Origin of the sequence: Alteromonas sp. 76-1 (genome assembly GCF_900654235.1) — a bacterium.
In the GTDB taxonomy this organism is placed as follows: Bacteria; Pseudomonadota; Gammaproteobacteria; order Enterobacterales; family Alteromonadaceae; genus Alteromonas; species Alteromonas naphthalenivorans.
Window position 1 is genome coordinate 1,548,056 of the sequence record NZ_LR136958.1, and the last position, 13,725, is coordinate 1,561,780.

12 protein-coding genes are annotated in these 13,725 nt (G+C 43.4%); 4 read left to right on the forward strand and 8 right to left on the reverse strand.

Annotated elements, in window-relative coordinates; all coding sequences use genetic code 11:
* Positions 1–5: 5 nt before the first annotated feature.
* The 3 genes from ALT761_RS06470 to ALT761_RS06480 all read right to left on the reverse strand — a co-directional run bounded on the left by ALT761_RS06470 (position 6) and on the right by ALT761_RS06480 (position 3,410).
* Positions 6–623 (reverse strand): PqiC family protein, encoded by a 618-nt coding sequence (locus ALT761_RS06470; RefSeq protein WP_172602858.1) that lies wholly within the window; start codon positions 621–623, stop codon positions 6–8.
* Positions 624–783: 160 nt separating this feature from the next.
* A complete protein-coding gene (pqiB, locus tag ALT761_RS06475) occupies positions 784–2,418 on the reverse strand; it encodes an intermembrane transport protein PqiB (protein ID WP_129737425.1) in 1,635 nt (544 codons plus the stop codon).
* A complete protein-coding gene (locus ALT761_RS06480; RefSeq protein ID WP_232043550.1) occupies positions 2,415–3,410 on the reverse strand; it encodes a paraquat-inducible protein A in 996 nt (331 codons plus the stop codon). Before ALT761_RS06480 ends, pqiB begins: the two co-directional genes overlap by 4 nt.
* A gap of 349 nt (positions 3,411–3,759) precedes the next feature.
* On the opposite strand from ALT761_RS06480, the gene ALT761_RS06485 reads away from it, so the two are divergent.
* Complete coding sequence (locus ALT761_RS06485; RefSeq protein WP_129737428.1) at positions 3,760–4,890, forward strand: hypothetical protein; 1,131 nt, start codon at positions 3,760–3,762, stop codon at positions 4,888–4,890.
* Positions 4,891–4,989: 99 nt separating this feature from the next.
* On the opposite strand, the gene asnS is transcribed toward ALT761_RS06485, so the two are convergent.
* Entirely contained in the window at positions 4,990–6,387 is a 1,398-nt protein-coding gene (gene asnS, locus ALT761_RS06490; RefSeq protein WP_129737430.1) for an asparagine--tRNA ligase, read from the reverse strand.
* A gap of 292 nt (positions 6,388–6,679) precedes the next feature.
* On the opposite strand from asnS, the gene ALT761_RS06495 reads away from it, so the two are divergent.
* Entirely contained in the window at positions 6,680–7,075 is a 396-nt protein-coding gene (locus ALT761_RS06495) for a hypothetical protein (protein ID WP_013784825.1), read from the forward strand.
* On the opposite strand, the gene ALT761_RS06500 is transcribed toward ALT761_RS06495, so the two are convergent.
* A complete protein-coding gene (locus ALT761_RS06500) occupies positions 7,068–8,036 on the reverse strand; it encodes a calcium/sodium antiporter (protein ID WP_013784824.1) in 969 nt (322 codons plus the stop codon). The two genes, ALT761_RS06495 and ALT761_RS06500, sit on opposite strands and share 8 nt — an antisense overlap.
* Before the next feature lie 340 nt (positions 8,037–8,376).
* Here ALT761_RS06500 and ALT761_RS06505 point away from each other — a divergent pair, with 340 nt between their 5' ends.
* Both ALT761_RS06505 and ALT761_RS06510 read left to right on the forward strand, forming a co-directional pair.
* Positions 8,377–9,876, forward strand: a complete 1,500-nt coding sequence (locus ALT761_RS06505) for a RimK family protein (protein ID WP_129737432.1) — start codon at positions 8,377–8,379, stop codon at positions 9,874–9,876.
* Positions 9,877–9,878: 2 nt separating this feature from the next.
* On the forward strand, positions 9,879–11,069 hold the full coding sequence (locus tag ALT761_RS06510) for a GNAT family N-acetyltransferase/peptidase C39 family protein (protein ID WP_129737434.1): 1,191 nt from the start codon (positions 9,879–9,881) through the stop codon (positions 11,067–11,069).
* Between the two features lie 235 nt (positions 11,070–11,304).
* On the opposite strand, the gene ALT761_RS06515 is transcribed toward ALT761_RS06510, so the two are convergent.
* The 3 genes from ALT761_RS06515 to bioA all read right to left on the reverse strand — a co-directional run bounded on the left by ALT761_RS06515 (position 11,305) and on the right by bioA (position 13,678).
* Positions 11,305–11,586 carry a hypothetical protein gene (locus ALT761_RS06515; RefSeq protein ID WP_129737436.1) on the reverse strand — a complete coding sequence of 94 codons (282 nt, stop codon included), beginning with the start codon at positions 11,584–11,586 and terminating at the stop codon, positions 11,305–11,307.
* 173 nt (positions 11,587–11,759) lie between these two features.
* Positions 11,760–12,281 carry a DUF2937 family protein gene (locus ALT761_RS06520; protein ID WP_129737438.1) on the reverse strand — a complete coding sequence of 174 codons (522 nt, stop codon included), beginning with the start codon at positions 12,279–12,281 and terminating at the stop codon, positions 11,760–11,762.
* A gap of 119 nt (positions 12,282–12,400) precedes the next feature.
* On the reverse strand, positions 12,401–13,678 hold the full coding sequence (gene bioA / locus ALT761_RS06525) for an adenosylmethionine--8-amino-7-oxononanoate transaminase (RefSeq protein ID WP_129737440.1): 1,278 nt from the start codon (positions 13,676–13,678) through the stop codon (positions 12,401–12,403).
* Between the last annotated feature and the right edge of the window lie 47 nt (positions 13,679–13,725).

The following is a 13,725-nucleotide window of genomic DNA, read 5'->3' on the forward strand; positions in this document are numbered from 1 at the left end:
TGTTACTATTTCACCTTCTTGGCTTCACTCGCTATGTCGGCTGCTAATCTATTTATTGCTTCTCGCATAACTTCAATACTAGCGGGGAAACCATCGACTGCAAGCGGTAGTGTGTACTCAAAATCCGTTGCTGATTGCGATTCGTCGATATGTTTTACAATGTATTGACCGCTTAGAATAATATCGCCTTGCCATGTCGCAATAAAGTCATCTATCTGTAAGGTTAAATAGTCATTAACCTCTTTTGCGTTCATATTGTGGGTAACTAACATTACACCTTGGGTACGCAATGATGCTTTTAATGATTGAGTGATACCTTCATCAAGTGGCTCGGCCCAAAGGTGACCAGTCGAGATATGTAAACTGGTAGAGCTGGTTTGATAAACAAGGCCACGTTGCTTCAAATAATCGGGCAGGATAATCTTATTTATTAATAAACGGTGAGGGTTAGGCGCCTGCTGGGTTGCAGAGGGAGAAGTGGTTGAATGAAGCAAGTAATATTGCAACGCACTACCAGATGATGCACAGCCTATTAGCGAAGTGCTAACGAGCAAAGCAAGTATTAACTTTGCTCTATTCACAATGCTAACGAGCGCGTACCTATCATTAATAAAATTGTTCATTGTTATCCTATAGTACTTAGATACTACTTTGCTATTTACGAGCTTAACCATTAACTTGCTCTGAAGCTTTCACAAGTGAGTGTTTGCTTGTTTAAAAACCACAATACTTAATCGTGTTTTAGTGCTTCGTTGGCGAAGTTTTTATTCCGATTTTATTTCGCTAATTTTTCGCTTTTGGTTCAATGTCAGCGCTATTGCTATCAGTAAAAATCAAGCTGTTCGGTGACTGATTCAGCTTTAATAACAAAGGCTGAAGATTACGCATGGTATCTTGCATCGTATCTACCGTTTCTTTAATTTCAGACTGGCTCAAACCACCCTCACTGTAATTCTTCAATAGGCTGTCTAGACTTATCAATACTTGATTTAAGTTTGTGTTGAGCAGCTCTGTATCAACATTTTCAATAAGCAAATCAAAGTCATCACTCGCCGTTTCAACAGATTGTGCAGCCAGTTTCATATCTTCTACGGCTAATAACACGTTCGATACCATGTCATCCAAAGGCAGTTGATTTATCTTGTCTAAAATCGCATCTGCTTTTTGCGTAATTTGCGTAAACTCGTTAGATACAGTTGGGATCACTTCATAACCGTTCAGCACCGCTATTTCATCACTGTCATCAGGTTTTGAGACGTGCTGTAAGTCTACAAAAAGGCCGCCGGTGAGTACATTACCCATTCGAAGGGTGGCCCTTAAGTCTTTACGAAGCCAGTTACGCATGGTTTGTTTGATGGCATTCAAGCCTTCTTCAGTGTCCGGTTGTCTGACTTTTCCAGGGTAGACATTAATAATGACGGGGATGGGATAATCCCGTTCAAGTATATTGCCTTCCACAGCAGGAAACGAGTTAATAGCTGTTACATTACCTATCTCAATTCCTCGGTATTCAACAGGGGCGCCTACGGTAAGCCCACGCACACTTTCATCAACTAAAAGTACATACTCGGCGGCAAGCTTATATCGTGCATTTGAGGCAGTAGCGATATCACCGTAAATAGTAAAAGAGGCATTTTCAACGACACGCTCACCAATTTGAACGCCTTCAGGAACACCAAAAGTAATGCCGTTGGCTAACAGAGTTTCCAAGCTGCCGGTTTCCATTTTTACGCCGCTAGATTCAAGCTTAAGCTTCACGCCGCTCACATCCCAAAAACGCGTATTTTCGGTAACAAGCTTATGGTAGGGGGCTTCAATAAACGCATCGTAGTACACCACACGTTCTTCAATATTAAAGACCGCATCTTCAAACTCACCCACTTTGAAGCCTTTATAAATGATGGGATCACCAGGTTTATAAGCAAACTCATCATCGCTTTGCAGAATCACGTGTAATCCAGGCGTGCCAGCAGGGGTTACCGGAGGCCGTTCAAGGGCGATAAAATTAAGCAGTTCTTTACCGCTGTCATTCGCAGCCATGGCGATATAACTACCAGAGAGTAAGGTGTTTAGACCGGACACTTCTGAAAAACTAATTCGCGGGGCCACCACCCAAAATTCACTTTTATCAGTAAGTAAGTGAGAGGCATTAGCATCGATGCGCGCAGTTACCAATACACCATCTAAGTTAGGCTTAAGCGTAATCTTTTTCACTTGTCCTACATCCAAATCCCGCACTTTTATTGGGGTTTTGTTAACTTCAATGCCAGTGGCAGATTGCAACTCTATAGTGATCAGAGGCCCCTGATTTTTCCATTGCTGATAAACCATCCAGCCACCAACCACTACTACTAATATGGGAATGATCCATATACGAGAGATTGATTTTGTGGACGTAACTTTTGCCTCTTCTGTCATGGTAGTTGTTTCCAGTGCTGCCAAATTAACCGTGAATCAAATGTCATCGCGGCTATCATCGTAGTAAAGACCACCGCGCAAAACGCTAGCGCTGCGGGGCCAGGAAAAATAGAAAGTGTATTACCCATTTGAATCAATGCAACCAATACCGCAACAACGAAAACATCAATCATAGACCAGCGTCCAATTGCTTCGGTGATGCGATAATAGCGAATGCGTAATTGTGTAGAGCCTGTTCGGCCCAGTTGAACACTTAGATTCAACCAACACAGAATGATAATTTTAGCGACGGGTACGACGACGCTGGCCACTAAAATAATAATGGCGATGGGGTAGGAGCCCCCCTCCCACAGGGTGATCACGCCGCCTATAATGGTATTTGGGGTTTCTTGACCAAAAAATTCAGTTCGCATGATAGGTAATACGTTAGCGGGAATATATAAAATGGTTGATGTAAGTAGCAGCGCCCAAGTGCGTTGTATACTGCCACTGGCCTGCTTTTCTTCTAAAGGTTTTGGCGGAGGTAACTCGCCTTCATGCAGCCATAATGCAAACCCTGTACTGTCAAAATTCGACATAGAAAGAGCCATAAATGCGGTAAAACCAATAAAAGCGTAAAAAGACATACCAATAGCCACATCGGCGAGTTCGGTGACTTTTATCAAACTAACTAATGTTCCAACTAAGAATATCTCGGCCATACTCCACGGTAGCAAGGCTCTTACCCAATAAAACATTCGCTTAATAAACGGGGTTCTCGCATTGTTTAAATGTGCTAACCCAAGGGTAATAAAACCTAAAAGCACCATGCCGGGTAAAATTAACGTGGCTAAGCCGGTAATAATGGCCAACGATAAATAGTCATTTTCCATTAACACAGAAAGACCACCGGGAAGATCGATACTATGCTTCTGACCACTTGATTTAAAAGTCAAAAAGTTAAAAGGTAGGGATAGGGCCAAAAACACAAACGCACTTATTGAAAACGCCAAAAGCCGCTCGCTTGCATTTCTCTTGAATGTAAGCAAGGTATGATGGCATCGAGGGCATATTGCCCGTTCTCGATGGTTCAATTCTGGCAATACAACGCGATGATGGCATTGTTCGCAAACGAGGGTTAACCTATTACCTTCAGTCATAGGGGTAAGAAAACGACTACCTTATTTTAAATGGAAACATCGAACTGTAGATCCAAGCCTTTGAGCCGGAATGTAAACCCAAACTATAAAAACGACGGTTAAACCGTTGAATTGTAATTGTTAACAGAATAGCGTATTCCACGGTTAGCGGGAAGCTTCGCTGATAAGTACAACTAAAAATAATCACTACATAAGACATTACATGAGCATAATAATTCAAATCCAGCGCCGCTTTGGGGTATTTAAGCGCGTAATCGAGCGTGGCTTACTAAAACGAGCTTCAAGGGGAACAACGTTTTGGAAAAGCCTGAATTTGGCGCAGCGTTGTTATGCTGCTGCAACCTTGGTGTATTTTAGTGTACTGTTTTTCGATATTCAGGGTGCTTTCTTTAACATCGTAATTGGCGTATTGGTGACGATTGCCATTCTTCATGAATTCTGGCCAAGGTTCATGGTGGTATGGAATAGCTTACCAGGTAAAGCTTTAATCCTTTTCATTTATGCTGTAATCGCCAATTTTGCGTTGGCTTCGGCAAGTGGTTTAGTGAATAACGTTTCGGGTGTCAGCGCCGCATCACTGCCTTACAGTCATAATTTTGCCATTATCCTCATGCTACCTAGCTGGTTTTTCATCACCACGCTTTTAGCGCTGGTACTTGTTCAATTAGTCATGCCGCTGTACTTAATCGCATTGCTACTGCTGAAGCCTTTTGGCGTTCATGGCTTATGGCATGCGCCAGACTACCGGTTTGTGTTTACCACCGCTTTAGTCCGATACGTGTGGACGATATTAATATTGGTAAAGGTGATAGAAGTGTCGATGGAGTCGGGGGTGGTGAGCTTTTTCTCAGACACGCCCTCTGAAGTCGTGTCGACTAGCTCAGAAGTTGAAGATAAAGGTGTGAATGATACCCAAATCGGCAACGCAAAAAAAACGGTTAGGTTGGCTGATGCGGCTAATAATTTAAAGGGGCTTATTGAGGCGGAATTTGAAGCTGAGCGTAGATCTGCTGCAGTTCTCAAAGCCGATTCAAAAGCATTACCAGAAACTACCTCGCCAGACTCAACTGAAGATGAAAAAGTGGTTAGCTTTGACCTTGCTGCTCAAAGTGCTAAGTTTCGACTTATGCAGATGCAATTACTTGCTGAGTTTATCTTCCATTATGAAGCTGATGAATTCTCTCGCTGCGCTAACCCCGAAGGTACGCGAGTTGTGGAATTGAACGACTATGAAATTTTAACTATCAGTCCTTTGGAAACTGAAGACATTGGCTATACCTATACGGTAATACCGTGTCGCTCAGCTGCGATTGGCAATGGAATAACGCCTTAATAGCATAGTGTGAAGTGATGAGCGGTAAGAAACGCTGACTGCAGAAAACAAAAAGCCAGCACAAGGTGCTGGCTTTATATAAACAAGATTTGCCGCAATTTAGAAGCTTGCGTTACCTGGTGTACGTGGGAATGGAATAACATCACGCACGTTTTGCATACCAGTCACATAAGCAACTAAGCGCTCGAAACCTAGTCCGAAACCAGAATGAGGTACGGTGCCGTAACGACGAAGGTCACGATACCAAGCATAGTCTTCTTTCGACAATTCCATTTCTTCTAAACGGGCATCGAAAACATCAAGGCGTTCTTCACGCTGCGAGCCACCAATAATTTCACCAATACCTGGTGCAAGTACGTCCATAGCTGCAACGGTTTTACCGTCGTCGTTAATACGCATATAGAATGCTTTAATATCCTTAGGATAGTTTTGCATAATGATAGGCGCGCCAACATGTTCTTCGGCTAAATAGCGCTCATGCTCAGAAGACAAATCAATTCCCCATTCAACAGGGAATTCGAACGTCTTTTTGCAGTTTTGTAGAATGTCTATAGCGTCTGTGTAATCCATACGAACAAAGTCAGAATTCACTAGTTTTTCTAAGCGTTCAACGGCATCTTTCTTAATGCGCTGAGCAAAGAAGTTCATGTCATCTGGCAGCTCTTCAAGTACGGCTTTACATACGTATTTCAGCATATCTTCCGCTAACTGAGCAATATCGCTCAAATCAGCAAAAGCGACTTCCGGCTCAATCATCCAGAACTCGGCCAAGTGGCGAGATGTGTTCGAGTTTTCTGCGCGGAAAGTAGGTCCAAAGGTATAAACCTTAGACATAGCTGTACAGTAAGTTTCAACGTTCAACTGACCCGAAACGGTAAGGTAAGTTTCTTTACCGAAGAAATCTTCTGAGTAATCAACGTTACCTTTGTCGTCTAGTGGTAAGTTCATCATATCTAATGTAGATACGCGGAACATTTCACCAGCGCCTTCTGTGTCACTTGCGGTTAAAATTGGGGTTGATACCCAAAAGTGGCCGCGTTCGTGGAAGAAGCGATGAATAGCCTGTGACAAGCAGTTACGCACACGGGTTACCGCACCAATGACATTAGTACGAGGGCGTAAGTGAGCGTATTCTCTCAAATACTCGATACTGTGACGCTTAGCTGACATTGGGTAGGTATCTGGGTTTTCTACCCAACCTAATACCTCAACCTCAGTTGCTTCAATTTCTACCGATTGGCCTTGGCCTTGAGATGCTTTTACCACACCCGTTACCGATAGTGAGCAACTTGCTGTTAAACGCTGTACGTCAGCGTAATTTGACAGAGAACTCAGTGCCACCACTTGAATAGGGTCAAAGCAACTACCATCGTGTAGTGCTATAAAAGATAACCCAGCCTTAGAGTCGCGGCGTGTTCTTACCCAACCTTTAACGGTTACCGATTCGCCAACTGCGTACTTACCTTTAAGTACGTCGACAACGGGCGCATGCGTCATGTTAATTTCTCCGTCTCACTGATTTATGCTGTTTTGTGTCATTATCCACAAGGAACAACAATGTGCATTTGCACTAATAATGGTTTTTACGTCAATCTTTTGGATTTTCTGCCGATAATTCAGCATGTTTTAGAATTTTCATCCTGAAAAAGCGAGATAGCACTTAGTCATTTTAAAAACGCGAGAATGGCGTTTACAAGAGGACTAAAAATAAATACCGCTAATAACGCATAATCCAATAGCACGCTAGTATACTCAACCTAAAGCGGGATGCCAGAGAACAGAGTGACAAATGGGAAATAAATATAATCCGTACGGTGTTGAAGAGCGACGTTCAAGACCTAGAACCGAAACGAATTTCTTTCGTGTGATGCTGGCCCTGAATGTACTAGGGTGGTTAGCATTGGTCGTAACCCTGGTTCTATTTCACTTTGCGCGCCCCGATTTTATCAGTGGCGTTCAAGAATATTGGGGCATTGAAGGCGATACAGGCTGGTCGGCTGAATATGTAAAAGCCATGCAAATCATGCTGCAAGTGTGTTTGTTGGTGAGTTTGGTCAGTATTGTAATGCGCGCCCGTCGAAGCAGGCGACAGGGCGATCAGTTCGGTTTTAATTTATTCGTATTGGCCAGCATAGCTGTTATTAGCCTTATTACGCTGGCCACTACCATGGGGGCTGCTACATAAAGGCGATGCTAATGAGCCAATAAGTGTAAATGGCGTAAGCTGCCACAAAAGCGCCCCCTTCTACTCGATTTAAGCGCCCTTGGCGTTTAAAGCCGATGCAAAATACAAATAGTGCCACAGTGGCTGCTAGCATCACCACTACATCGCGATACAAGAAATCTGCACTGACTGACATAGGCTGAATAGTACCCGCAATACCCACAACAGCTAATGTGTTAAACATATTCGAGCCAATAACATTACCTATGGCTAAGTCATGCTCACCTTTTTTCACCGCTATTAAAGAGGAGGCGAGTTCAGGTAACGATGTACCAATAGCAATGACCGTTAAACCAATGATGGTATCGCTAACACCAAAGTACGTAGCAACTTCAACGGCTCCCCACACTAACATGCGAGAGCTAGCCACTAGCAGTAATAGGCCGGTAAGAAGCCATACAATGTGGGTTTTGATTGTGCCTTCAGATGCATTGATTTCCTCGCTGTATTCATCGGCGAGTTTATCTTTACTGCCTTGCATGCCGTGCCAAATACTCCAAGAGATCAGCAGTACAAATAAGCCAAGTAAAGAGAATGCATCATCCTTTGATACCGTTTGGTCTAGCACCTGCCAAGAGGCAAAAAAAGTAATGCCCAGTAGTACGGGAATCTCCTTTTTAATAATGTTCGATTTAACCGCAATAGGGCTGATAAGCGCGGTTAATCCCAAAATAAGCAGTATGTTGGCAATGTTTGACCCGTAGGCGTTACCCAATGCAATACCCGAGTTCCCTTGAATAGCGGCGAAGATTGAGACAATGATTTCAGGGGCTGACGTTCCAAAACCAATGATGAGCATACCAATAAGAAGCGGAGACACCCCAAAGTGATTGGCAACAGATGCCGCGCCGCCTACAAATTTTCCTGCACTCCATAGCAAAACCGGCAGCCCAATAAGAATGGCTAAACTGGCTAATAACATACAATCTCCTATTTGTTTCTCTAAAATATGTTCGCAGTATTTTTTATAAAAAAGCTAAGTGAAAACGATCGCTTTCTTCGGCTTTCGCCTCATTTCGGCTGAGTGTGAATCACAGACTAGCGCCTTCTAACGTGCAACAGCTCTTCGCCATCAATAACCCTACTGGATAGATTAGTTTTCGTTGTCTTAACGATGAAAAAAAGCCGTGCTCAATTCACTTTTCAATTTTCACTTTCGGCGTAAACTCAGCGCCAATCTTACTCGAGCGGTAGTGAGTATTTCTTCAAATATCGCACTACTCGAATTGTAACTTACTTAATATTATTTAGAAGCGAATTACATGCACAATACGTTGATTGTGGCTGACGATGTTACGCCATTTAGCGAAACAGCGTTAACGGTACTTACCTTTCAAGATTACTTGGCGGAGTTTCCGAAGCTTAATGAACCAAAAATACGGGTGATAAACCTGTGTGATACTACCCGCTATTTAAGCCAAGGGTATTACTGTTCATTGTTAGCGCAGGCGCGTAACCATTTAGTATTACCCGGTGTAAATACCATAAACGATTTACGACTAGCAGAAGCACGCAGTGTGGATAGGCTGCCTTTCGCATTGTCGATGCCCGTGGATGAAATTGACATTCCTACTGCACCTTTATTAGTACTTTTTGGTGAAGTTAAAGATCAGCGTTTTAAGCGTGTTGCGCGTCAAGCGTTTGAAAAATATCCGTGTCCGATTTTGCTTCTCACTCTATCGGTGTCTGATTCCGGTGCGGACAAAAAGGCCAGTAAAAAGATTAGTGGCAAACACAACGTAGTTGGCTTTGCTGATATTGCGGCTAAGCCTTTTACGGCACTAGACAGTAAACAGCAGCAGCTGTGTATTGCCCAGTTAGAAAGCTACACTACGAAACAATGGCGTGCTTCTAAAGCAAGTAAGCGCACTCGTTGGGACATGGCCATTTTAGTTAACCCTGATGAGTCGACGCCACCTAGCGATGAAAAGGCCATTCGGCATTTTGTAAAAGCGGCTGAGAAGGTGGGCTTTAGAGCTAATGTGGTTTCACGTTTGTCGCCTGAAGATTTGGGGCACTATGATGCGTTATTTATTCGTGAAACCACGGCAATAGACCATCACACCTACCGTTTAGCCAGAGCGGCTGAGCGTGAAGGAGTGATAGTGATGGATGATACCCAGTCTATATTGCGCTGTTGCAACAAAGTGTTTTTACAAGATGCGTTTACTTATCAAAAAGTACCGGCACCGAAAGCCACTTTTGTGTCGAATTCAGATGATGAAACCTGCGATAAGCTTATTGAAGAATTCGGCTTACCTTTGGTATTGAAGTTACCTGAAAGCTCATTTTCGAGAGGGGTGCACAAAGCAGAAAACCGTGACGTGTTAAAAGCTCGATTAGTCGAAATGTTAGCTGAATCGGCCTTAGTACTGGTTCAAGAATATATTTTTACCGAGTTTGATTGGCGTATTGGTATGTTGGGCGGTAAGCCGATTTATGCGTGTCAGTATTTTATGGCGCGAAATCACTGGCAAATTTATCACCATCAAGGCGAGCGTTTTTCATCCGGTGGCTTTACCACTATGCCAACCTTTGAAGTACCGAAGCCGGTATTGCAGGCAGCAATTAAAGCAGCAAAGGTTGTGGGTGATGGTTTATACGGTGTAGACATCAAGCATTCGGGCAATCAGGTATACGTGATTGAAGTAAACGACAACCCGAGCATAGATGCTGGAGTGGAAGATAAGTATTTAGGCAAAGCCTTGTATGAGTTAATTATGCAAGAATTTGCTGACAGACTAGAGCGGCGAGGGCGATAAGCATGAACAATGCACTTGCGCCTGAACATAAAGGTGGGGATGAAGCTGAAAAGAATGCCGCTAACAATGTTCAATTGAGAAAAGCCACGTTAGATGATGTGAAACAAATACAACACATTGAAAACACATGCTTTAAAAGCGATAAGCTGAATGTTCGTCGTTTTCGTTTTTACGTTACGGCCAAACATGCTGAGTTTTACATTGCCGAGCATCACACCGCGCAAGGGGTTTCGCTTGCGGGTTATGGATTACTGTTGCTACGCAGAGGAACACAACTTACTCGGTTGTATTCCATTGCGGTGTTGCCCGAAGCCCGTGGTTTTGGAATTGCTGAAAAGTTGATTGCGAGACTAGGGGAGCAGGCGTTAGCCAGGGGAAAGCGCTTTATGCGCCTGGAAGTGTCTGCAGACAATAAAGGCGCTATTTCACTTTACCAACGGCTAGGCTTTAAACAGTTCGGTATGTACGTTGATTATTACGACGATCATTCAAATGCCTTGCGTATGCAGAAGGTATTGGTGTCATCGAAAGCCATGTCTCACGCTATATACCCTTGGTATCAGCAAACGACTGAATTTACCTGTGGACCATCAGCATTAATGATGGCTATGTGTTCGTTGCAAAATAATTATGAAATGAACCAGCAAAAAGAATTGGCGATTTGGCGTACGGCGACCACAATATTTATGACGTCAGGCCATGGTGGTTGCCACCCTATTGGATTGGCGCTAGCGGCACAATTGGAAGGGTTTACTGCAGAAGTTTTGATTAATCAGCCTTTGCCATTGTTTGTAGATGGCGTAAGAAGTGAACACAAAAAGCATATTGTTGGGCAAGTAGAAGCTGACTTTTTGCTTCAAGCGCAAAAAAGTAATATAGCTATCGCTACGGAAGAGTGGCGGGTTGATGTTATAGAACAGGCCCTCGATGCTGGTAAAGCAGTGGTGTGCTTAATAAGCACCTATGCTTTTGATAAGAAAAAAGCACCACATTGGGTGGCTATTACCAGTTACGATGAACAATGCTTTTACTTACACGATCCGGATGCTGACGAAAGCGATGGTGAAAACGAAAGTCAGCGTGTTGAATTTCAACACATTCCCGTAGCGCGAGACGACTTTGTTCGTTTAGCCAGTTACGGTACACGCAAAGTGCGTACACTAGTGCTACTGTCTACAAAAGCTGCTGCGTAAATAATCGATATATTAAACCGATATTTTTAACAGCTATGTTGAACCAATATATTAAGTGCTAATTTCTAAAGCCTCATGCAGCTATAGAGGTATGCCGAATTGCCAAGATTGCCTCAACGATAAAAGGCGCGGTTGTTTTATAACGCAAAGAAACAAAAACTAAGGTAGAGCCTAAAGGCCTTTGTTTTAGCACCTTTGTTTGAGAAGCTTGAGTTAGAAAATAGCAGCGCCGATATTAGTGCTTAACCTGCGCAACCGTTACTTCTTCATTAAGCGCGTTCAAGCGGCTAACTAAACCTGATAATTCTTTAACTGAACCAGAGTAGGAAAGTTGTTTGCTGGTATGTTGACCTTTCACCGCAGATTTGAAAATGGCTGTGCTTTCAAAGCAGGCTGTTTTCTTATCAAGTGCGTTCCATTCAGTTTGTAATTCGTTAGGGATACAATGACGTTTTGCACTAATTTTGTCTTTTATTTGCAACACTTTCCCAATAAGTAATTGTGCGTCAGTAGGCATAATTATTCTTCCTTACTATTTAACTAACTATAATACTTGCGTTTTTTTGTGTTTTTCGTGGGTTATTCACGGGTATACAAGAAAACTCGTATTAAGGTTGTTGCATGGAAAGTGCCAAATTTGCATAGAAATTATTCAAAGCGCTTTTTGCGGCTACAGAGCGGCTCAGCGAGTTAGCGATAGCTGGCGTGCTGAGGCTTGTGCTTCAAGTGCCTGACTTGGCAGTAGCAAAGGTAAGGGCTCCACAATAATAAATTAATCAGTAAAGCGGTAATAAAGCTGAAAATAATGGAAGATGGCGTAAGTGGCACTGACGGGCTGAAATTGCCCAACACTTTTTGCAGCGTAGACGCGTTTGAGGGAGTGGCCATATACCAAGCTTTTTCATAATAATGGCCGTGCTCTAGGGTCTTGATCCCTTGTTCTATATGGCTGAGCTTGGTGAAAAGTGCTGATTTACGTTCAGCATCTGCCCTTACCACAGCTTCGCTGTTTTGCTTTAGCGCACTTAACATTGCACCTACTGATGAATAGCCATGTCGCTCCGCCAATGCAGACATGGCAGAGACCTCTTCACGGGTGGCATCGTAATAGCCGCTCAAATACTGGCGATAGTGATCGGCTAAAATTGGCACTTGTAGGGCTGCAACAAACAGTGTTGCAAAAACGACTTTATCAAAAATGCGTATGAACATATAAGTGACTGACCTGACGTTATTTTTCAGCGATTAAAAGCATATAAATTTTGTTAAACCAGTCATGGCACCCCTGAACTTTTACCCCTATATTTCACCTTAGTTTTTAACCTTTTAAGTCACCTTACTGTCTGGCTTAAATAGGTGTAAATAGCATGGGTGAGTTTGCTGAGCTGGTCTGAACTAATAATGTATGGAGGCATAATGTATACCAGCTTACCGAAAGGCCTTATCCATACGCCTTGCTTTACAAAATGACGCTGAATATCGGCCACGTTCACCGGGTGAACAGCTTCAACCACACCTATCGCACCTAGTACTCTTACATCGGCTACAGAAGGTAAATTGGCACATTTTGACAGTTCAGTGTGTAATTGTTTCTCAATAGCCGGGATTTGTTGCTGCCAGTGATTTTCGTTTATCAATGACAAGCTAGCATTAGCTACGGCGCAGGCAAGTGGGTTACCCATATAAGTGGGGCCGTGCATGAATACGCCAGGTGAGCCTTGGCAAACACCTAATGCAACATCTTCAGTACATAAGGTGGCTGCTAGGGTCATGTAACCGCCAGTAATAGCTTTTCCTAAACACATAATGTCTGGCGAAATGCCGGCATGTTCACAGGCGAATAGCTTGCCTGTTCGTCCAAATCCAGTCGCAATTTCATCGCAAATCAATAGCACGTCGTAATTATCACAAAGTTGCCTACAGCGTTTTAAATATTCAGGGTGATAAATACGCATACCGCCCGCACCTTGAACAATGGGCTCAAGAATAAGCGCCGCCATTTCGTGATGATGTTTTTCGAACAGTTCAGCTAAAGGTAAAATATCGTCTTCACTGAACGTCTGACCGAAACGGGTTTGTGGAGCCGGGGCAAAAAGCTGTTTGCTTAAAACACTCTCAAATAAACTGTGCATGCCGTTTACCGGATCGCATACCGACATGGCTGCAAACGTATCGCCATGATAACCATTGCGTGGCGCTACAATACGCGATTTTTCTGGACGACCTTGGCAGGCCCAATATTGGATAGCCATTTTGATAGCTACTTCTACCGAGACTGAGCCAGAATCGGCTAAAAAGACCCGTTCAAGTCCATCAGGTACCATTTCCAGAAGCGTGCGACATAGGTCGACCGCTGGCTGGTGGGTAATGCCGCCAAACATTACATGGGAAAAAGCATCTATTTGGCTGTGCGCCGATTGGTTTAGTACAGGGTGGTTGTAACCGTGAATAGCCGCCCACCAACTCGACATGCCATCAACTAAGACGTCGCCCGTTGAAAGCGTAAGTTCTGCCCCTTTAGCGCCAACCACTTCATAGCAAGGCAAAGGGTTGGTTGCTGACGTATAAGGGTGCCAAATGTGTTTTTTATCAAAATCTATATTGTTCAAAATTCAACCGTTAGTAAAGCTTTTGAAATGGTCAGAGTTGACAACTC

Excerpts from the sequence above, each read along its gene's own strand:
- ALT761_RS06470 (WP_172602858.1), bottom strand. The coding sequence starts at position 623 with ATGAACAATTTTATTAATGATAGGTACGCGCTCGTTAGCATTGTGAAT.
- pqiB (WP_129737425.1), bottom strand. The coding sequence starts at position 2,418 with ATGACAGAAGAGGCAAAAGTTACGTCCACAAAATCAATCTCTCGTATA.
- ALT761_RS06485 (WP_129737428.1), top strand. The coding sequence starts at position 3,760 with ATGAGCATAATAATTCAAATCCAGCGCCGCTTTGGGGTATTTAAGCGC.
- asnS (WP_129737430.1), bottom strand. The coding sequence starts at position 6,387 with ATGACGCATGCGCCCGTTGTCGACGTACTTAAAGGTAAGTACGCAGTT.
- ALT761_RS06495 (WP_013784825.1), top strand. The coding sequence starts at position 6,680 with ATGGGAAATAAATATAATCCGTACGGTGTTGAAGAGCGACGTTCAAGA.
- ALT761_RS06500 (WP_013784824.1), bottom strand. The coding sequence starts at position 8,036 with ATGTTATTAGCCAGTTTAGCCATTCTTATTGGGCTGCCGGTTTTGCTA.
- ALT761_RS06505 (WP_129737432.1), top strand. The coding sequence starts at position 8,377 with ATGCACAATACGTTGATTGTGGCTGACGATGTTACGCCATTTAGCGAA.
- ALT761_RS06510 (WP_129737434.1), top strand. The coding sequence starts at position 9,879 with ATGAACAATGCACTTGCGCCTGAACATAAAGGTGGGGATGAAGCTGAA.
- ALT761_RS06515 (WP_129737436.1), bottom strand. The coding sequence starts at position 11,586 with ATGCCTACTGACGCACAATTACTTATTGGGAAAGTGTTGCAAATAAAA.
- ALT761_RS06520 (WP_129737438.1), bottom strand. The coding sequence starts at position 12,281 with ATGTTCATACGCATTTTTGATAAAGTCGTTTTTGCAACACTGTTTGTT.